The sequence below is a fragment of the Methylovorus sp. MP688 genome, from assembly GCF_000183115.1.
GTDB classification, from domain to species: Bacteria; Pseudomonadota; Gammaproteobacteria; order Burkholderiales; family Methylophilaceae; genus Methylovorus; species Methylovorus glucosotrophus.
Map to the genome: position 1 here is coordinate 1394958 of NC_014733.1, position 18410 is coordinate 1413367.

Here is an 18410-nt window from a genome sequence, read left to right on the forward strand (position 1 = left end):
TTGAGGTGCGGCATTATAGCGCTGCCGCCGATAAATGTTCATGCTGTTTTAACGCCCAGCGCACATGCTCGTTGACCAGTGGGGATGGGTGATCCAGCCGTTTCTTTAAGGCGCTGATCACCTCCGGGCTGGAGGGCGCATTGCCCAGGCCCACGGCAATGTTGCGCAGCCATTGTTCGTGGCCAATACGGTAAATGGCGCTACCCGCCATGCGCTCCTTGAAGGTGGCCTCATCCCAACCGAACAGTTCTACCAGGCTGGCATTATCCAGGCCATGGCGCACATGAAAATCCTCCTGCGCGGTCAGCTGGCCAAACTTGTTCCATGGGCAGGCCAGCTGGCAGTCATCGCAGCCATAGACGCGATTGCCTATCAGCGGCCGCAAGCTTTCGGGAATGCTGTCCTTGAGCTCAATGGTCAGGTATGAAATGCAGCGGCGGGCATCCACTTCATAAGGTGCCACAATAGCCCGGGTTGGGCAGATATCCAGGCAGGCGTGGCAAGTGCCGCAATGGTTCTGCCCAGGCGTATCCACCGGCAAGGGCAGATTGGTATAAATCTCCCCCAGAAAAAACCAGGAACCCGCATCGCGCGACAGCAACAGGGTGTGCTTGCCGCGCCAGCCGAGCCCGGCTTTTTGTGCCAGCTCAACTTCGAGTACCGGCGCGCTATCGGTAAACACGCGATAGTCAAAACTGTCGTCTGTCAGCGGGGCAATATAGGCAGCAATACGATCGCACAGCTGCTGCAGCCGGCTGCGCAATACCTTGTGATAATCCCGCCCCAGGGCATAACGCGAGATAAAGGCGCTTTCTCCATCGGCTATGACCTCCCAGCTGTCGCGCGTGGCGGGTGGCTGATAATTCATGCGGACTGACAAAATACGTAAGGTGCCCGGGACTAATTCCTGCGGGCGGGTACGTTTGCTGCCATGTTTTGCCATATAATCCATGGCACCATGAAATCCTTTTTCCAGCCAGGCCTGATGGGCAGGCTCAGCGGCGCTGAGATCGGTATCGGTAATGCCAAGCTGGCTGAACCCAAGCTCTTGCGCCCAGCGCTTGATATCCAGCGCCAACGCTGGCAGATCAATGGGCAACACAGGGCTGTCTGAAGTAAATTGCATATGGCACATGATATTACATTTGACCTGGCCGATGAGGCTGCCACCCTGCATTTCGGGGCGCAACTGGCAAAGGCCGTCACCCCAGGTTTAACCGTTTACCTGCATGGTGACCTCGGCGCCGGCAAAACCACGCTGGTGCGTGGCCTGCTGCATGCATTGGGCCATGCCGGCAAAGTCAAAAGTCCCACCTATACCCTGGTTGAACCTTATGTGCTGGATGCGCTAGCCGTATACCATTTTGACCTGTATCGTTTTGTTGATCCTGAGGAATGGGATGCGGCAGGCTTTCGCGATTACTTCAATCCGGCCACGATTTGCCTGGTGGAGTGGCCGGAAAAAGCCGGTGATCTCATTCCGCAACCCGATCTTGATATTCATCTCCAACCCAACGCTGGCGGCCGCAAGATAACCGTCAGCGCCAATAGTCAAACAGGGGAAGCAGTCGTTGAATCTCTTGCGCACGCTTAAACTGGCATGTTCATTCCTGCTGGTCTTTTTCAGTCTCCAGGCGGTAGCCGCGACTACCGTGACGGCAACTCGCGTCTGGCCCGCACCCGATTACACCCGTATCACCCTGGAGTCGAACAAGCCGATCAGCTATAACCTGTTGCGGCTCAAAGACCCGGAGCGGCTGGTCGTTGATCTGGTAGACGTGGACCTCGGCTCCAATCTCAAAAGTCTGAGCGATCGTGTATTGGCGTCGGATCCGTACATCCGCCAGATACGCGTTGGCAATTTCAAGCCTGGGGTGGTGCGCATGGTGATCGACCTGAAAACCGACATCCGCCCCGAGCTCGCCACGCTGTTGCCTGCCGGTGAATACCAGCATCGCCTGGTGCTGGATATTTATCCTGCGCTTGATCCCTTGATGGCAATGCTGGAGCAGCGTGAAACGCCAGCCTCCAGTGCGGAGCAGGTAATGAAACCGGATGTTAAGGTGCTGGCGCAACCAGAAACGGCGGCTCCACTGGATACCAGCAAGGCGCCAGAGATCAATCTGCCCGGCAAGCCTGAGCAGACCATGGCACAGTCCATGCCCGAAGCCGCCAAAGCGCCTGAGAGTGCCAAGGCGGCTCCCGTACTCAAGGCCGAACCCAACAAGAGTCGAGAGGGCGGGCGCGTGATTACCATCGCCATTGATGCAGGGCATGGTGGCGAAGACCCCGGTGCCAAGGGCGCCAATGGTTCCTACGAGAAAAACATCACGCTCGCCATTGCTAAAAAACTCAAGCAGGCAGTGGATGCTGAACCCAATATGCGAGGCGTGCTGACGCGCGATGGCGATTACTTTATTCCTTTGCATGGCCGCGTGGTCAAGGCGCGCAAGCTGCAAGCGGATCTTTTTGTCTCGATTCATGCCGATGCGGCACTCAGCTCTCAAGCCAAGGGATCGTCGGTATTTGCCTTGTCCGAGCATGGCGCCACCAGTGCCATGGCGCGCTTGCTGGCCCAGCGCGAAAACGAGTCTGACCTCATCGGCGGCGTGAGCTTTGATGTGAAAGATCCTTACCTTGCCCGTACCTTGCTGGATCTCTCACAAACCGCCACCATCAATGACAGCCTCAAGCTGGGTAAATCCGTGCTGGATAACGTGGGTAAAATCAACAACCTGCACAAGCAAAGCGTGGAGCAGGCTGGATTCGCTGTGCTGAAATCGCCGGACATCCCCTCTATCCTGGTGGAAACGGCCTTCATTACCAACCCGGAAGAGGAGCGCAAGCTCAATGATGAAAATCATCAGGACAAGCTCGTCGCCTCCATTCTGACCGGCATCAAAAAATACTTCGCCAGCAATCCAGCCCTGGCCAAGCCTAAAATGGCTGAAAAATAAGCACTAAAAAACAGGCTTCTGCTCATGAAAATAACCTTCCTCGGCGCCACTGGCACCGTGACCGGCTCAAAATACCTGATCACCAGTGGCAGCAAGCGCGTGCTGGTGGATTGCGGTCTGTTTCAGGGCTTAAAGCAATTGCGGCTGAAAAACTGGGCCAGGCTGCCGATAGACCCCGCCAGTATTGATGCCGTAGTACTGACGCATGCACACATCGACCACACCGGCTATCTGCCTTTGCTGGTAAAGAATGGCTTCAATGGCCGTGTGTATTGCAGCAGTGCCACGCGCGATTTGTGCGAAATCATGCTGCCAGATTCTGCGCACCTGCAGGAAGAGGAAGCCCGCTATGCCAACAAGCGCGGCTTTTCCAAGCATAATCCCGCCTTGCCCCTGTACACCCAGGAAGATGCTGCCCGCGCAGTAGCGCTGCTGACGCCGGTGGAGTTTGAAGAGACAGTGGAAGTGGTGCCCGGTGTGACCATCAAGCTGTCACCTGCAGGTCATATTCTGGGCGCAAGCTTGGTGCTGCTTAAGGATAGTGAGACTTCCATTCTGTTCTCTGGCGACCTGGGGCGCATGAATGATCCACTGATGCTGCCACCAACGCCGGTGGCTGAGGCGGATTATCTGGTGGTGGAGTCGACTTACGGGGATAGATTGCATGACCAATCCATGCCCGATGAGCGTCTGGCCGAGATCATAAACCGTACGGCGCGCCGGCGCGGTGTGCTGCTGGTGCCCGTATTTGCCGTGGGTCGTGCACAGGAGTTGCTGTATTACATCCACAAGCTGAAAAAGCAGGGGCTGATACCGGATATTCCGGTGTACCTGAACAGCCCGATGGCGGTGGATGCCACGGATATTTTCATGCGGCATGCAGGCGAACACAAACTCAATGCAACCGAGTGCCGCGAGATCATGCAGACCGCACGCATGGTCAACAGCGTGGAGGAGTCGCAGGCGCTGAATGAGATCAACCATCCAGTGATTATCCTGGCGGCCAGTGGCATGGCCTCAGGTGGGCGCGTGGTTCACCATATCAAGGCTTTCGGGCCAGACCCACGCAACACCATTCTGTTTGCTGGGTACCAGGCTGCTGGCACGCGCGGCGCAGCGATGATCAATGGCGCTACCAGCGTCAAGATTCATGGTGGCTATGTGCCCATAAATGCCGAGGTGGAATTCATTTCAAGCTTTTCTGCACACGCGGATTACAATGAGATATTGCACTGGCTGGATAATTTCAGCGCACCGCCCAAGCGCACCTTTATCACGCACGGCGAACCAATTGCGGCTGATGCCCTCAGACTTCGCATTGAGGAACGGTTTGCATGGAATGTGACCGTGCCTGAATATCTTGAGTCCGTGGATTTGTGATCCATAGCCACGACGCAAGCATGATGTCGATGTATCGTTAATTTGTAACACCTGACCAAGGATAGGAAATGAGTAAAACAGCGTTATACGTTCGTCTGGAGGCAAAACCGGAAAAGGCGAAAGAGGTAGAAGAGTTCCTGAAAAATGCGCTGCCTCTGGTGCTGGCCGAGAGCGAAACCATTACCTGGTATGCGCTCAAGTTCACTGATACCGCATTCGGTATTTTTGATAGCTTCAGCAGCGAGGATGGCCGTAACAGCCACCTGAAAGGCAAAGTGGCAGACGCCTTGTTTGCTGTGGCCGATGATCTGCTGGCGGAACAACCCGTGATCATCCCCGTAGATTTGCTGGCATCCAAAATTGGTGCTGAAAGCGAAGTAGCGGGTGCCCAGAGCGTGAACACCAAGAAATACGGCCTGCGCTTTATCGACGGTTTGTAAGCTCTAAGCTTTGTAAGCTGTTTGCACCCATGCGCTTGCTTGCTGCATGCTGAGCAAACCTCCCACCGATTTTGGCCACGCTTGATGGCTAAAATCGCATAGGTAATCATGGCCGGCTGCGGTTAAAATAGGCTTTCCATGATTACCCGGCCCCCTTTGTGCCCATGCATCCATGTCCCTGATTAAACTTCTGCCCGACCAGCTCATCAGTCAGATTGCGGCTGGCGAGGTAGTAGAGCGTCCCGCTTCTGCCTTGAAAGAACTGCTGGAAAACAGCCTGGACGCTGGCAGTTCGGATATCGCCGTGACGCTGGGGCAGGGCGGTGTGAAATTGCTGCGTGTGACGGACGATGGCAACGGTATTCCCCATGACGATCTCACCCTCGCGCTGACACGGCATGCCACCAGCAAAATTGCCTCGCTGGACGATCTTGAAAGCGTTGCCAGTCTGGGTTTCCGTGGCGAGGCGCTAGCCAGTATTGCCTCCATTTCGCGCACCTCCATTACCAGTCGCCACGCAGAAGCCAGCCACGCCTGGCGTATTGCCGCCGACGGCGGACTATTGGGTGATGCGGCACCCGCCGCGCTGGATCGCGGCACGATTGTGGAAGTGCAGGATATTTATTTCAACACGCCAGCCCGGCGCAAATTCCTCAAAACCGAGCAAACCGAATTCGGGCATTGTGAAGAAGCCTTCCGGCGCATTGCCTTGTCGCGCCCCGATGTCGGCTTCATGCTGCAGCACAATGGCCGCGCCCTGATGCGACTCGCGCCAGGCGAGGCCAAGCGCAGATTCACCGAAGTACTGGGGCCGGACTTCTCCGCTGAGGCGTTTGAACTCGATGAATCTGCCGGTGGTTTGCGCCTGTGGGGGATGGCCGCCAAGCCGACGTTTTCCCGCAGTGCGCGCGATACGCAATACGTATATGTCAACGGCCGTTTTGTGCGCGACAAGCTGATCAGCCACGCCATACGCCAGGCTTATCAGGATGTATTGCATCATGATCGCCACCCGGCTTTTGCCTTGTTCCTGGAGCTGGACCCTACGCTGGTGGATGTGAATGTGCATCCCAGCAAAACCGAGGTGCGTTTCCGCGAAGGGCAGGCGGTGCACCGGTTCATTTTCCATGCGCTGCACAAGGCGCTGGCGACCCCTGTTGGCTTGCCAGCCAATGGGCTGGTGCCACCGCCTGTTGCCGCACCGGCCACCAGCTATTCCTCCGGCATCCCGGCTGGTCAGCCTTATCCGCGCCAGCAGGGCAGCTTTGATCTGCGCGCCAATGAAGCGCCGGGGTTTTATCAGACCCTGTTCGGCGGCCTGCCTCGCGAGGCGGTTGATACGGCATCGTCATTTGTGCCCAGTGCTATTTCCTCTGCCGATTTGCAGGCAACCTTGTCGCCATCGCAGGCTTCTTCGAGTCTGAGTCCAGAGCAGGCAGCACAGGAGTACCCCCTGGGGTTTGCGCTGGCCCAGTTGCACGGGGTTTATGTGCTTGCACAAAACGCCCAGGGCTTGATTGTGGTGGATATGCATGCCGCCCATGAGCGCATCATGTACGAGCGCCTGAAAAACGCGCTGGATGGCGATAGCGTTCCCATGCAGCCATTATTGTTGCCCGTCAGTTTCAATGCCGACCGCTTTGAAGTCGCCACGGTGCAGGAGCAGCTGTCGACGCCAGAAGGCCAGCAAACCCTGCATCAGCTCGGGTTCGAAATTGTGCAATTATCACCATCGACCCTCGCGGTACGCGCCATTCCGGCTATGTTGCAAGACGCCGATGCGGTAGCACTGGCCCGCGATGTATTGCGCGACCTGCGCGAATACGGCGGCAGCCGCGTGTTGACCGAACGCCGCAACGAGCTGCTGGCCACCATGGCCTGCCATGCCGCCGTGCGCGCCAACCGTATTCTCAGCATCCAGGAAATGAACGCCTTGCTGCGCGACATGGAAGCGACCGAGCGTTCCGGCCAGTGCAATCACGGCCGTCCCACCTGGTTCCAGGCGACGATGGCCGACCTGGATAAAATGTTCATGCGCGGCAAGTAAGCATGCATCGCTTTCTCCGCGAGTTCTGGTTATTCGGCCTCAAGCAGGCATACGCATGCATGTTCGGGGGATATTTGCTCGGCTTGATTTTCCTTACCAATTACTGGTATCCATTTTCACTCCCTCGGTATGATTTCCTCTTTTTGGCTGCGGTAGCATTCCAGCTTTTCCTGCTTGCGTTCAAATTTGAAACGCCCAAAGAAGCTATTGTGATTGTGCTGTTTCATTGTGTGGCCACCGGCATGGAGTTATTTAAAACATCTGATGCCATAGGCTCATGGCATTATCCCGAAGCTTTTTATTTTGGGATCGGTAATTTCCCATTGTTTGCCGGGTTCATGTATAGCGCTGTAGGGAGTTATCTGGCGCGCATCTGGCGGATTTTTGAATTCAGATACTCGGCGTATCCTGAGGCATGGAAGCCTGTTGTTCTGGTTGTCCTGATTTATATTAATTTTTTCACCCATCATTATTTCTATGATCTTCGATGGATATTGCTGGCGGCCAGCGTGATTCTTTTTGGCAGAACTTACATTTATTTCAAGGTTGATCAGGTATACAGGCGCATGCCCTTATTGCTTGGCTGGCTATTGGTCGCTTTGTTCATTTGGTTTGGCGAAAATATCGGTACCTACAGCCGTGCCTGGGTTTATCCTGATCAATCCTCACAATGGCACATGGTGTCACCAAGCAAATTGCTGGCTTGGTATCTGCTGATGATGCTTAGTTTTGTGCTCGTTTCTTTTGTACATAAACCAAAATTTGTACGCTTAACAATACCGTCTGGGAAAGTTGAGCATGCAACGTCCATGGATACACCCCTGTGAAAACGCATTACACCTATCCCCGTATACTCTCCATCGCCGGCTCCGATAGCTGCGGCGGGGCGGGCATACAGGCGGACCTCAAGACTTTCTCGGCGCTGGGTTGTTATGGCATGACAGCCATCACCGCACTCACAGCGCAGAATACCTGTGGCGTGCGCGCGATTCATGGCGTGCCGCAGGATATCCTGCGCGCGCAAATTGACGCGGTGGTGGAGGATATAGGCGTGGATGCGGTGAAGATCGGCATGCTGCATGCGCCTGAAGTGGTCATCACAGTGGCGCAGGCGCTGGATGATCATGGCTTGTCGCAGATAGTGCTGGATCCTGTCATGGCGGCGGCGAATGGCGCCCGGCTGATTAGCGATGAAGCCGTGCAAACCCTGGTGCGTGAGTTATTCTCGCGTACCCGCGTGGTGACGCCCAATCTGGATGAGGCCGCCATGCTGCTGGGACGACCATTGCTGACGCAGGATGACATGCTGCAGGCTGCCTCCGATCTTTTGCAGCTGGGTGCACGCGCGGTGCTGGTCAAAGGTGGCCATATGCCGGGGCACGACGTGGTGGATATTTTTCAGGAAAAGGGTGGCGAGCCGCTGGTCATGCGCTCGCCCCGTATCATCACCTTGAATCTTCATGGCGCTGGTTGCACGCTGTCATCGGCGATTGCCGCCTTTCTGGGCTTGGGCGAAAGCTTGCCACAAGCGGTGGTTGCGGCCAGAGATTACGTAATGCAGGCCATTGCGGCCGGCGCAGCGGTGAAAATAGGCCAAGGCACCGGCCCCATGAACCATGGATACTCACCGGTTGAAATGAAAATAAAGTTAAATAAATAACAATAAGTTAAGAATTATTATTCATGTTGATTGTAATTAATAATCTGTCCTACATGGTTTTCTTTGATGCGCATGTACGCATGCGCAGATTGGCATGAGCGAGCCGCTCGTACTTCCGCCAGCCATCTTTCTGATGGGTCCCACCGCCAGCGGTAAAACCGGTCTGGCTGTTGCCCTTGCCCAGCAGCTGCCGGTGGAGTTGATCAGTGTGGATTCAGCGCTGGTTTATCAGGATATGGACATTGGCAGCGCCAAGCCGGATGCCGCGACTTTAAAGCAGGCGCCACACCATCTTCTTGACGTGATTAGTCCTTTGCAATCGTATTCCGCGGCGCATTTTCGCCATGATGCCCTGCAGTTGATGGCCGAGATTACGGCGCGTGGCCGCATACCGCTGCTGGTGGGTGGCACCATGTTGTATTTCAAGGCCTTGCAGGAAGGGCTTAACAACCTGCCGCAAGCGGATGCCGATCTCAGGCAACGCCTGGATGAAGAGGCCGCCGTGCTGGGCTGGCCTGCCATGCATGCGCGCCTGGCCGCCTTGGACCCGGAAACCGCCGCTAGATTGAAACCCACGGATTCGCAGCGCATACAGCGCGCCTTGGAAGTCTGCGAGTTAAGTGGTGGCCCCATGTCGGCCCTGTTTGTCGACGATAACGGCAGCACCTTCCCTTACCGCCTGCTCAAGCTGGCGCTGGTGCCGTCTGATCGGAGCGTGCTGCACGCGCGCATTGCCGAGCGTTTTGACCTGATGCTGCAACAGGGCCTGATTGCGGAAGTGGAGCATCTGCGCCAGAAGTATCCGGCTTTGCATCTCGGGCTGCCCTCCATGCGTTGCGTGGGTTATCGGCAGGTGTGGGAGTACCTGGATCAGCAGATCGACCATGCCACCATGCGTGAAAAGGGGATTGTGGCTACCCGGCAACTGGCCAAGCGCCAGCTTACCTGGTTACGTGGCATGCAGGATACGGTCGAGCTGGATTGCCTGGCCCCTGATCTTGAGGCCAAGGTATTTTCCACAATTAATCAGTTTCTTGCAGAGGGAACCTGATCCCGATTATACGGAATCAGGTAGGGTGCTTGGGGGCTAGCTGAGCGATTGTATGCGCTTGGCTGCGTCCAGGCACTCTTGCAAAGAGGCCACCAGCGCCATGCGAATGAAGCCCTTGCCGGGATTGATGCCATGCGCCTCGCGCGCCAGGAAGCTACCCGGTAGCACCGTGATATTCAGATCACGATACAAGCGAATAGCCAGGTCTGTATCGCTACCATCCGTTTTTGCCCACAGATAAAACGCGGCGTCTGGCCGCGAAGTTTCCATGACACCTTGCAGCAACGGGGTGACCTGATCAAACTTTTCGGCGTACAGGCGACGATTTTCCTTCACATGCACTTCGTCATTCCAGGCGGCAACGCTGGCGGCCTGCACCGCAGGGCTCATGGCGCAGCCATGGTAGGTGCGGTACAGCAGGAATTTCTCCAGAATGGTGGCATCGCCCGCTACGAAGCCCGAACGCATGCCCGGTACGTTGGAGCGCTTGGACAATGAGCTGAAAATCACCAGGCGGCTGAAATCACGCCCCAGCAGATGGGCGGCCTGCAAGGCTCCTAGTGGCGCCTCGCCTTCCGTGAAATAGATTTCCGAGTAGCATTCGTCGGCGGCAATGGTAAAGCCATAGCGATCCGAGAGCATGAAGGCCAGCTTCCATTGCTCCAGCGACATCACCTTGCCCGTGGGGTTGCCCGGCGAGCACAAGTACAAGAGCTGGGTACGCAGCCACACGCTTTCCGGCACGCTTTCCAGATCCATGGCAAAGTCGTTTTCGGGCAGCGTATTCAGGAAATACGGTTCGGCGCCTGCCAAAAAGGCGGCCCCTTCATAAATCTGGTAAAACGGGTTGGGGCAGACCACCACTGGCGCAGGCCGACTGTTATCGATCACCGCCTGGGCAAAGGCAAACAAGGCTTCGCGGCTACCGTTGACTGGCACGATTTCCGTTTCGGGATTCATCAGTGGGATGTCATAGCGACGGCTTAACCACGCCGCAATGGCTTCACGCAGGGCGGGCACCCCCAGAGTTGTGGGATAATTGGCCAGCCCGGCCAGATTGTCCACCAGGGCTTGCTGAATCAGCGCAGGCGTCGCGTGCTTGGGCTCGCCGATAGAAAGATTGACGGGGCTATAGTCCGGATTGGGCTTGATGCCGGCAAACAGGTCGCGCAGTCGCTGAAAAGGGTAGGGCTGTAATTTATTCAGGTTTGGATTCATTCGTATATTTTAACGCAAGTCCGCCGGGCTTGGGCTGCAGCAGCCAGCCAAATGGCGGGTTAACTTCAAGAAAAGACGTTCTGTGGTATCGCAAAAAACAACACAAACCATCGCCAGCGCAGGCTTGCTGTTTGGCGCTCTCTGCTGGGGCGTGGTCTGGTATCCCTATCGCCTCATGCAGGAGGCAGGCGTCTCTGGCGTGGCTTCCAGCTTTTATACCTATAGCCTGACGGTGTTGCTGGCGGCGCTCTTGTTCGGACGGCACTGGCGCGGGCTGTTCAAGCAGCCTGCCAGTATTTTCTGGTTATGCCTGGTCGCGGGCTGGACCAATCTGAGTTATGTATTGGCGGTCATTGATGGCGAAGTGATGCGCGTCATGCTGCTGTTTTATCTTTCCCCATTGTGGACGTTGATTCTGGCGCATTTCTGGTTAAAGGAGCGGGTGGATGCCAAGCGGCTGGCGGTGATAGCGGTATCGCTGACCGGTGCATTCATCATGCTCTGGCAGCCCGGAGAATGGCCGCTGCCGAGCAGTCGCGCTGACTGGCTGGGGCTGTCTTCCGGTATTGGCTTCGCGCTGACCAATGTCATCACGCGCAAGTCGGCACATTTGAGCATCGTCGCCAAGTCGATGGCGGTATGGGTGGGGGTGATCGGCATGTGTCTGGTGTTTCTGCCGTTTCAGCCGCTGGCATTCCCGACACCCGCAACATTCAGTCTCACCAGCTGGCTGATCATGGGCCTGATTTCGCTGTTGCTGATGGCGGCTACCCTGTTTGTGCAATATGGCATCACCCATATACCCGTTACCCGGGCGTCCGTGCTTTTCCTGTTTGAACTGGTAGTGGCGGCGGTGGCGTCGTATTACTGGGCTGGCGAAACCATGCAATGGAACGAGTGGCTGGGTGGCGGGCTGATTATCCTCGCTGCGGTGGCCGCAGCCCGGGCGGAGGCGGCATAGGGCGGCCATCGACACCCAGTGGCATGCTGAATCCATCGGGAGCGCCGACCTTGTCATCGCTCAAGTCTAGAGCCAAAGTGATGTTGGCGTGATAGCCATCCGCCTTTTCTATCGGCGACAACATTAGCTGGTTGCCATCTTTGCCATAATGTATGTCACGCGTATTGCGCGTGTCGCGTGGCTTGGGCCGTTTGTATGGCGCATGCTGAAAAACAGCATCGCTCAGCCTGTCATCAAAAAACAGTTGCGAAGTAAATTCGTAACTTGCCCCTGCGCTGTTCTGGGTACGTATCTTGAAGTGGACATGCACGGCCCGGCCAGAATACCAGCCGGGATAGATGGTTTTGAAGGTCACTCTCCCAGCTTGATCTGATACCTGATACCCACGCAAAAACTTCTTGCCCAGCGTATTCATGTCACTCACCCCTGAGTACACCCCCTGTGCGTCGCAATGCCACACATCGACGGTGGCACCCGCCAGCGGCTCGCAGCTGTGCTGGGCCAGATTCAGCAGGTCTATGCTCAATATCAGCGGTACACCGGGGCTGAACAGATGCGTGACAGGATCAAGGCGTATATCCCTGCGATTCAGCTGATGATCGACAAAATACGGGCCTTCCGTGCGCTCGGGCTTGGCGATGCAGGTGATATTGTTACTGGCGCTCGCCCATATGGCACGGCCTGCCATTGGCGCGGTCAGCAGAAAAGCAAGCAGTTTGCGGCGTAAGCCGGAGAAAGCGCGGGTAGTGGACATGCGTGGAATCGTCGGGGTAACAGAACGGCACCACTATAGCGCGCTCAGCGTGCCCCGATAGGGGCTCCACAGGCAAAAAAATGTAAAGGCTGATTAAGCTCAGGATTCCTCGGATTCATCCGCAAACCGGATGCGCAAGGACAAGTCATTGCGGGAATCGGCATTTGCCAGCGCATTTTCCTCGGTGATCCTGTCGTTGCTGTACAAGCGGAACAGCGACTGGTCGAAAGTGCACATGCCGATATCGTTGTTGTCCGCCATGACATCCTTGATCTCTTCCAGCTTGGATTTCTGGATCAGCTCGGAGATATAAGGCGTGTTGATCAACACCTCGATAGCCGCTGCGCGTTTGGTCAGCTTGCCCGGGATCAGGCGCTGCGAAACAATCGCCACCAGATTCATGGAAAGCCCCAGCAGCAAACCGGCTTTGCCCTCGGGCGGGAAAAAGGAAATGATGCGCTCAATGGCCTGGTTGGCGTTGTTGGCATGCAAGGTAGCCAGGCACAAGTGCCCGGTTTCGGAGTAGGCCATGGCGTGCTTCATGGTTTCCATGTCGCGAATTTCACCTATCAAAATCACATCCGGCGCCTGCCGCATGGCGTTTTTCAGGCCATTGTCAAAAGACAGCGTATCAATGCCGATTTCGCGCTGGTCCACGATGGATTTTTTGTGCTTGTGAATGAATTCGATCGGGTCTTCCAGCGTCAGGATATGGCCGGTGGTGTTTTCATTGCGGTAGTCGATCATGGATGCGAGTGTGGTGGATTTGCCAGACCCGGTAGAACCCACGACCAGCACCAGGCCGCGTGGCTTCATGATCAGCTCTTTCAGGATAGGTGGCAGCCCCAGCGCTTCAAATGTGGGAATCAGCGCCTTGATACAGCGAATGACGATGGCAACATCGCCACGCTGGCGAAAGATATTGACGCGGAAACGCGCATCTTCGATTTCATCCACGCTATAGGCAAAGTTCATTTCCAGCGTGGCTTCAAATTCCTTGATCTGCTCGGGGGACATCAGGGCATAGGCCACCTCTTTTACCATGCCCGGCGCCATCACTTGCGTGTTCACCGGCACGGTTTTGCCCTCAATCTCGATATGGATAGGGGTACCTGTGCTGAAGAAAAGATCTGATCCGTTTTTATCGACCATGAAACGCAAAACCGGCGTGATATCAATGGCTGCCATAGTCCTCCCCTGAGCGTGTAATCGGGCTACTTTACCATAAGGCGACGCCAGCGAAATTCGAGATGACAAAATGCAGTTGCGCGATAATGGTGCGCTATACTTCGCCATGCACGCGATGCTGGCAGACTGGCGATTCCCAGGGCCCATAAACGGGCATTCAGCACATGCCGGGGATGGCACAAGGCTTGCATTAACCAACCGGGATTTCACAACGACCTCATCTATGAAGCTTTATCTCAATACACATTATCAAACCCTGAATATCACGGGTGGCAAAGCCATTGCGTCCTTTGAATGTGCGGACGAAGCCGCCTTGCTGGCGCGGCTGGAAGCCATCACCAAGGAATACCCGGCCGCCGCACTGGATGAGGCGCTGGTTTACCTTGCCGAGAGCGATAATTCGGCCAGCCTGGAAGCTGCCTTGGCCGACATCATGCCGTTCCGCACCTTTTATGCGCGCCGGCGTTACCCCTGGTTGCTGGATGATCTTGAGCAGCATGTGCAGATGCATTTTCAGCCCATCGTCGACTTCAGCCAGAATGGCAAGATTTTTGGCTACGAAGCCCTGTGTCGGCTGCGTGATCCCGATGGGCACCTGCTGAATGGCGAAGAAGCCTTTCAGCTGGCACGGCAGGTGCGCCGCACCATGGAGCTGGATATTGTCTGCCAGCGTCTGGCACTGGCCGGCAAGGCAAATTCGATAGCCAAAGGCATCCCGGTATTCGTGAATGTACTCCCGCAAACCATCATGCGGGACGACTGGTTGCCACCTTTGCTGGAAACTCTGACACGGCTCGGCATCGAGCAGCGCGATGTGGTGGTGGAGATCGTGGAGAGCGAAGATGTTTCGCCCGAGCTTCTTGCCAAGTATTGCGACATTATCCGTACCCATGGCCTGCGCATTGCGCTGGATGACATGGGCTCAGGCTTTAACGGCCTGCGTGCGCTGGCTGCCGTGCGGGCCGACTTTATCAAGATCGACCGCGCCATTGTGCACGAGGCGCAGGGCAGCCGTGTACGCACGGTGCTGCTGGAAGCCATCATTTCCATGGCGCAGCGCCTGGGCTGCACGGTGGTGGCCGAGGGGCTGGAGCGGGTGGAAGACATTACCTACTGTCAGGATCTGGGGCTTACCTATGCCCAGGGCTATTATTTCGCCAAGCCGCAGCAACAGCCCGTCAGCACGGTAAATTCGCTGCCCACGCGCGATGAATCCCACCGCTCGCACATCCCGGATGAGTTCCGCATTACCGAATATGTGACGCGCGGCATGACCATGGACGTCAATACCCCGATAGACCAGGCCCGCCGGACCTTTCTTGAATTCCCGGATGTGGCTATGGCCGTGGTGCTGGATGGTCAGCGCCCGATTGGCCTGCTCAAGCGCGGCAAAGCTTTCAGTTATCGCAACCTGGCGCTCAGCAATTACTGTGATCCACTGCCGCGCATGGTGACCAACCGTATGCCAACCAGCATGCTGGCCCGCGGCTTGTATCTGGAGCGCGGTGAAGTCGAACCCTGGGTGATGGTGCACGAAGATGGCACCTACATCGGCATTCTGCAGCCGCTGGAAATCCTGTCGCAACTGATCAGTCGCAAGACCAGCACCGGCAGCCTGCACCCATTGAGCCAGCTCACCACCGGGCCTACGCTGCGCCAGTCGCTGGATATCAGCCTGCGTAACAATCCGACCACCGAGCTGGTATATATCGATCTTGATCACTTCAAGGCCTACAACGACCGCTATGGCTTTATCCGTGGCGATGCCATGATCCGCCTGCTGTCCGAAATCGTGCGCCAGGAATTCCAGGGCCGGGTTGGCATGCTGGTCGGCCATATTGGCGGCGATGACTTTGTGCTGATTCTGGATCACTACGATCCCGACTTGCCGCAAACGCTGCTGTCGGTCATCCATCATTTCCAGACCCTGGCGATACACCTTTACGACGAAAGCGACTTGCAGCGCGGCTTCTTCACGACCGAAGATGGCAAGGAGCATCCGGTGGCGAGTGTGTCGATTGCCGTGGTCAATGGCAAGCAGGGTCGCCTGTCCAACAGTGTGGCTGCCGCCGAGCGCGCGGCGACGCTTAAGAAAATCGGCAAGTCCAACATCGGCAGCATCATTGTGGTGGAAGATGAGCCGCCACAACTGATCCTGCCGGAAACCGAAGATTATTCCGACTGGCAGGGCCGGGCGCTGGAAGCCTTGCGTTCACTGCTGGCATGGCACCGCAGCGAAGATGCCCACTGCCTGGATAGCTGCTTCTCCGAATATCCGTTCTTTGAGGTGGTGTTTGAGCTGGATGACAAGGGCGTGCAACGCTATCCGAACTGGATCAACCCCAATATGTACGGCAAGATCAAGGCCGGTGGCGCCGGGGTAGACAGAAGCCCACAAGCCTACGCCAATGTCGTGCTGCAAAGCCTCAAGCCCTATATCTCGAGCATTTACCTGTCGACTGCCACTGAGGACTTCTGCCTGACGGTGTCGCTGCCCATGCTGGATGACACGGGCCGCTTGACCGGCATCCTGGTTGCCGACATCAGCATTGCCGCCATGGCCATGCTGAGCAGTACCTGATCGTTAAGTCATATCTGAATAAAAGCCGGGCGGACTCTGCATAAGGGCCGCCCGGCTTTTTACATCTTGAGGAATCGCTAGCGCTGCGCCCGCCAGATGTCCTGATATACCGCTTCCAGCTTCCGGGCAAAGTGGCGGGTGTCGAACAATGGCAAGTCTGCGGAGGCTTGCTGCAAGCGTTCGCGCAATCCCTCCAGGGTTGCAGCATCATGTCTCAGGCTGATCGCCATGGCCTCATAGGCCGCCATGTCAGGCGCAATCAGTTCGGGCAGATTCACCGCATGCAAAAGACTGCCCGCCACGCGCGAGGCAAAGGTATCGCCGCTGCAGGTCAGCACCGGCAGGCACATCCACAGAGCGTCGCTGGCGGTGGTGTGGGCGTTATAGGGCAAGGTATCCAGGAACAAATCGGCCAGCGCGTGGCGGGCCAGATGGTCGGCCATGGCAACGCGCGGAGCAAACACCAGCCGTGCCGGGTCTATGCCTGCCGTCTTGGCGGCCTGCTGCAGGTTGGCGGTAGCGGTGGCATTGCTCTCCAGCAGCCACAGCACGCTGTCGGGCACCTGCTGCAAGATACGCATCCAGCAGGCGAAAACTGTCGGGGTGATCTTGAAGCTCTGATTAAAGCAGCAATAAACGAAAGCCTCTTCAGGCAAGCCATAGTCAACCCGGGCAGGGGTTTTGCCGATAGGGCGGTTTCTGTCATTGGGCTGGTAGCTGCCCGGCAGCAACAGCAAGCGCTCGGCATAGTCCGGCTGGCTGGCGGCTGGGGTGATGTAGGCATCACTCAGCACATAGTCAAACAGCGGCTTGCCGTGCAGGCTGCCCATGCTGCCCGGGAAGCCCAGCCAGTTGATGCTGATGGGCGCAGGCCGCAAGGCGACAATGCCTGTGCGGCTGCTTTGGGTAAAGCCGGTAAGGTCAACCAGAATATCAATGCCATCGGCATGGATGCGCTTGGCAGCATCGACCAGCGAGAGTGCGCGAATGTCGACAAAGTGATCCACTGCATGCTGCAGGCGTTGCCGTTCAGGACTACTGTCATCCACGCCATACGAGTACGCAAACACCTCCAGCTGATCGCGATCATGCAGTTCCAGCAGCTCGGTCACCAGCGCCGCCAGTGGATGTCGCCGAAAATCTGCCGACAGATAACCGACGCGCAATGGCGTGTTCTCATGGCGGATATGGGTAAAGGCCAGCTCGCTGGCCTGGGCGGTCAGGCTGGCATAGCGATTCTCCAGCCAGCGCTCTGCGCAAAGGCGCTGCTCGGCGGCCGTGGTGCCCGGCATGGCCAGAAAGGCAAACGGCGAAATCTGCGCAGTGGGCGCGCTATGCAACCAGCCCCGCACTTCGTCTATCTGCTGCTCCAGCCCTCGCCAGTCGGCCGCATGTTGCTGCTGGTGTATCAGGTGAATCCGTGCATGGTAGAGATCAGGCTTTAGCGCCAGTGCGCGCTGGTAGCAGGCTATCGCCTCCGGCAGCTGGCCCAGCTCGCGCAAGGCGTTACCCAGATTGTTGTGGGCATCGGCATCGTCAGGAGATAGCGCAATGGCACGCTGATAGCTGGCGGCGGCCTGCGCGGTTTTGCCCAGCTCACGCCTGGCGTTGCCGAGGTTGAAATGCAGGGCTGCATCGTTGGGCGCCAGCGTCAGCGCTTCTTCGTAACAGCGCTCGGCCTCGGCATAGCGTCCAGCATCCTGGCAGGCATTGCCCCAGCCCAGCAGGCTATGGCCGAGGGCATCCCGCACTTCGGCTTCACCCGGATGCACACGCAATACGCGGCGGTAACAGGCGGCGGCGTCTTGAAAACGCCCCAGCTCCTGGTAGAGGTTACCCAGATTGTTTTGCAGCACCAGATCCTTGGGCGTCAGCAGCATGGCGCGCTCGTAGCTTTTCAGGGCCTCTTGCCGCTTGCCTGCCGCACGCAGGGTCAATCCATGGTTGATCAGCATATCGGCATTGCGCGGCTCCAATGCGACCGCTTGAGCGATCAGTTCGGCCGCCTCGGCGGCGCGTTCGGTCTGGTAGCAGAGGATGCCCAGCATATGCAGGCCATCGGCATGGCGCGGCGCATGTTGCAGCAATTGACGGTAGAGAAGTTCTGCCTGCTGAAAGCGGCCTTCACGATGGGCGCCGCTGGCCTGTTGGTAAAGTTGCGTGGGTGACATAA

Annotated in this window: 15 protein-coding genes; 10 read left to right on the plus strand and 5 right to left on the minus strand. The window is 56.9% G+C overall.

The genetic code is table 11. The features are described 5' to 3' along the window. Nucleotides 1-13: 13 nt before the first annotated feature. Complete coding sequence (gene queG / locus MPQ_RS06665; RefSeq protein ID WP_013442143.1) at nucleotides 14-1126, minus strand: tRNA epoxyqueuosine(34) reductase QueG; 1113 nt, start codon at nucleotides 1124-1126, stop codon at nucleotides 14-16. Here queG and tsaE point away from each other — a divergent pair, their 5' ends adjacent. From tsaE to miaA, 8 genes are all read left to right on the plus strand, one after another. Further along, the gene (tsaE, locus tag MPQ_RS06670) at nucleotides 1127-1594 is read left to right on the plus strand and encodes a tRNA (adenosine(37)-N6)-threonylcarbamoyltransferase complex ATPase subunit type 1 TsaE (RefSeq protein WP_013442144.1); all 468 of its coding nucleotides are present in this window, start codon (nucleotides 1127-1129) and stop codon (nucleotides 1592-1594) included. Next, a complete protein-coding gene (locus MPQ_RS06675; RefSeq protein WP_013442145.1) occupies nucleotides 1572-2957 on the plus strand; it encodes an N-acetylmuramoyl-L-alanine amidase in 1386 nt (461 codons plus the stop codon). The genes tsaE and MPQ_RS06675 overlap by 23 nt, the downstream gene beginning before the upstream one ends. 24 nt (nucleotides 2958-2981) lie before the next feature. Continuing rightward, a complete protein-coding gene (locus MPQ_RS06680; RefSeq protein ID WP_013442146.1) occupies nucleotides 2982-4337 on the plus strand; it encodes an MBL fold metallo-hydrolase in 1356 nt (451 codons plus the stop codon). 68 nt (nucleotides 4338-4405) lie between these two features. After that, the gene (locus MPQ_RS06685) at nucleotides 4406-4777 is read left to right on the plus strand and encodes a putative quinol monooxygenase (RefSeq protein WP_013442147.1); all 372 of its coding nucleotides are present in this window, start codon (nucleotides 4406-4408) and stop codon (nucleotides 4775-4777) included. A gap of 172 nt (nucleotides 4778-4949) precedes the next feature. Then, nucleotides 4950-6824 carry a DNA mismatch repair endonuclease MutL gene (mutL, locus tag MPQ_RS06690; protein ID WP_013442148.1) on the plus strand — a complete coding sequence of 625 codons (1875 nt, stop codon included), beginning with the start codon at nucleotides 4950-4952 and terminating at the stop codon, nucleotides 6822-6824. Nucleotides 6825-6826: 2 nt separating this feature from the next. Then, nucleotides 6827-7651, plus strand: a complete 825-nt coding sequence (locus MPQ_RS06695; protein WP_013442149.1) for a DUF817 domain-containing protein — start codon at nucleotides 6827-6829, stop codon at nucleotides 7649-7651. After that, nucleotides 7648-8484 (plus strand): bifunctional hydroxymethylpyrimidine kinase/phosphomethylpyrimidine kinase, encoded by an 837-nt coding sequence (gene thiD, locus MPQ_RS06700; RefSeq protein ID WP_013442150.1) that lies wholly within the window; start codon nucleotides 7648-7650, stop codon nucleotides 8482-8484. Before MPQ_RS06695 ends, thiD begins: the two co-directional genes overlap by 4 nt. A 94-nt stretch (nucleotides 8485-8578) precedes the next feature. After that, the gene (gene miaA, locus MPQ_RS06705) at nucleotides 8579-9535 is read left to right on the plus strand and encodes a tRNA (adenosine(37)-N6)-dimethylallyltransferase MiaA (protein WP_041362138.1); all 957 of its coding nucleotides are present in this window, start codon (nucleotides 8579-8581) and stop codon (nucleotides 9533-9535) included. 36 nt (nucleotides 9536-9571) lie between these two features. On the opposite strand, the gene dapC is transcribed toward miaA, so the two are convergent. Continuing rightward, on the minus strand, nucleotides 9572-10753 hold the full coding sequence (gene dapC, locus MPQ_RS06710) for a succinyldiaminopimelate transaminase (protein ID WP_013442152.1): 1182 nt from the start codon (nucleotides 10751-10753) through the stop codon (nucleotides 9572-9574). A gap of 82 nt (nucleotides 10754-10835) precedes the next feature. Between dapC and MPQ_RS06715 the strand changes: the two genes are divergently transcribed. Further along, nucleotides 10836-11714, plus strand: a complete 879-nt coding sequence (locus MPQ_RS06715; protein ID WP_013442153.1) for a DMT family transporter — start codon at nucleotides 10836-10838, stop codon at nucleotides 11712-11714. Here the strand turns inward: MPQ_RS06715 and MPQ_RS06720 are convergent. Then, on the minus strand, nucleotides 11671-12468 hold the full coding sequence (locus MPQ_RS06720) for an intradiol ring-cleavage dioxygenase (protein ID WP_013442154.1): 798 nt from the start codon (nucleotides 12466-12468) through the stop codon (nucleotides 11671-11673). The two genes, MPQ_RS06715 and MPQ_RS06720, sit on opposite strands and share 44 nt — an antisense overlap. A gap of 99 nt (nucleotides 12469-12567) precedes the next feature. Further along, complete coding sequence (locus tag MPQ_RS06725) at nucleotides 12568-13656, minus strand: PilT/PilU family type 4a pilus ATPase (protein WP_013442155.1); 1089 nt, start codon at nucleotides 13654-13656, stop codon at nucleotides 12568-12570. A 223-nt stretch (nucleotides 13657-13879) separates the two neighbouring features. Between MPQ_RS06725 and MPQ_RS06730 the strand changes: the two genes are divergently transcribed. Then, nucleotides 13880-16237, plus strand: coding sequence for an EAL domain-containing protein (locus MPQ_RS06730; protein WP_013442156.1), 2358 nt, complete (start codon nucleotides 13880-13882; stop codon nucleotides 16235-16237). Nucleotides 16238-16314: 77 nt separating this feature from the next. Here MPQ_RS06730 and MPQ_RS06735 read toward each other — a convergent pair whose 3' ends face one another. Continuing rightward, nucleotides 16315-18408: a glycosyltransferase family 41 protein gene (locus tag MPQ_RS06735; RefSeq protein WP_013442157.1), complete on the minus strand. Its 2094-nt coding sequence runs from the start codon at nucleotides 18406-18408 to the stop codon at nucleotides 16315-16317. Nucleotides 18409-18410 lie beyond the last annotated feature (2 nt).

What these genes read in the sequence shown, in the direction of transcription:
- queG (WP_013442143.1), bottom strand. Translation starts at nt 1,126, where the DNA reads ATGCAATTTACTTCAGACAGCCCTGTGTTGCCCATTGATCTGCCAGCG.
- tsaE (WP_013442144.1), top strand. Translation starts at nt 1,127, where the DNA reads ATGGCACATGATATTACATTTGACCTGGCCGATGAGGCTGCCACCCTG.
- MPQ_RS06680 (WP_013442146.1), top strand. Translation starts at nt 2,982, where the DNA reads ATGAAAATAACCTTCCTCGGCGCCACTGGCACCGTGACCGGCTCAAAA.
- MPQ_RS06685 (WP_013442147.1), top strand. Translation starts at nt 4,406, where the DNA reads ATGAGTAAAACAGCGTTATACGTTCGTCTGGAGGCAAAACCGGAAAAG.
- mutL (WP_013442148.1), top strand. Translation starts at nt 4,950, where the DNA reads ATGTCCCTGATTAAACTTCTGCCCGACCAGCTCATCAGTCAGATTGCG.
- MPQ_RS06695 (WP_013442149.1), top strand. Translation starts at nt 6,827, where the DNA reads ATGCATCGCTTTCTCCGCGAGTTCTGGTTATTCGGCCTCAAGCAGGCA.
- miaA (WP_041362138.1), top strand. Translation starts at nt 8,579, where the DNA reads ATGAGCGAGCCGCTCGTACTTCCGCCAGCCATCTTTCTGATGGGTCCC.
- dapC (WP_013442152.1), bottom strand. Translation starts at nt 10,753, where the DNA reads ATGAATCCAAACCTGAATAAATTACAGCCCTACCCTTTTCAGCGACTG.
- MPQ_RS06720 (WP_013442154.1), bottom strand. Translation starts at nt 12,468, where the DNA reads ATGTCCACTACCCGCGCTTTCTCCGGCTTACGCCGCAAACTGCTTGCT.
- MPQ_RS06725 (WP_013442155.1), bottom strand. Translation starts at nt 13,656, where the DNA reads ATGGCAGCCATTGATATCACGCCGGTTTTGCGTTTCATGGTCGATAAA.
- MPQ_RS06730 (WP_013442156.1), top strand. Translation starts at nt 13,880, where the DNA reads ATGAAGCTTTATCTCAATACACATTATCAAACCCTGAATATCACGGGT.
- MPQ_RS06735 (WP_013442157.1), bottom strand. Translation starts at nt 18,408, where the DNA reads ATGTCACCCACGCAACTTTACCAACAGGCCAGCGGCGCCCATCGTGAA.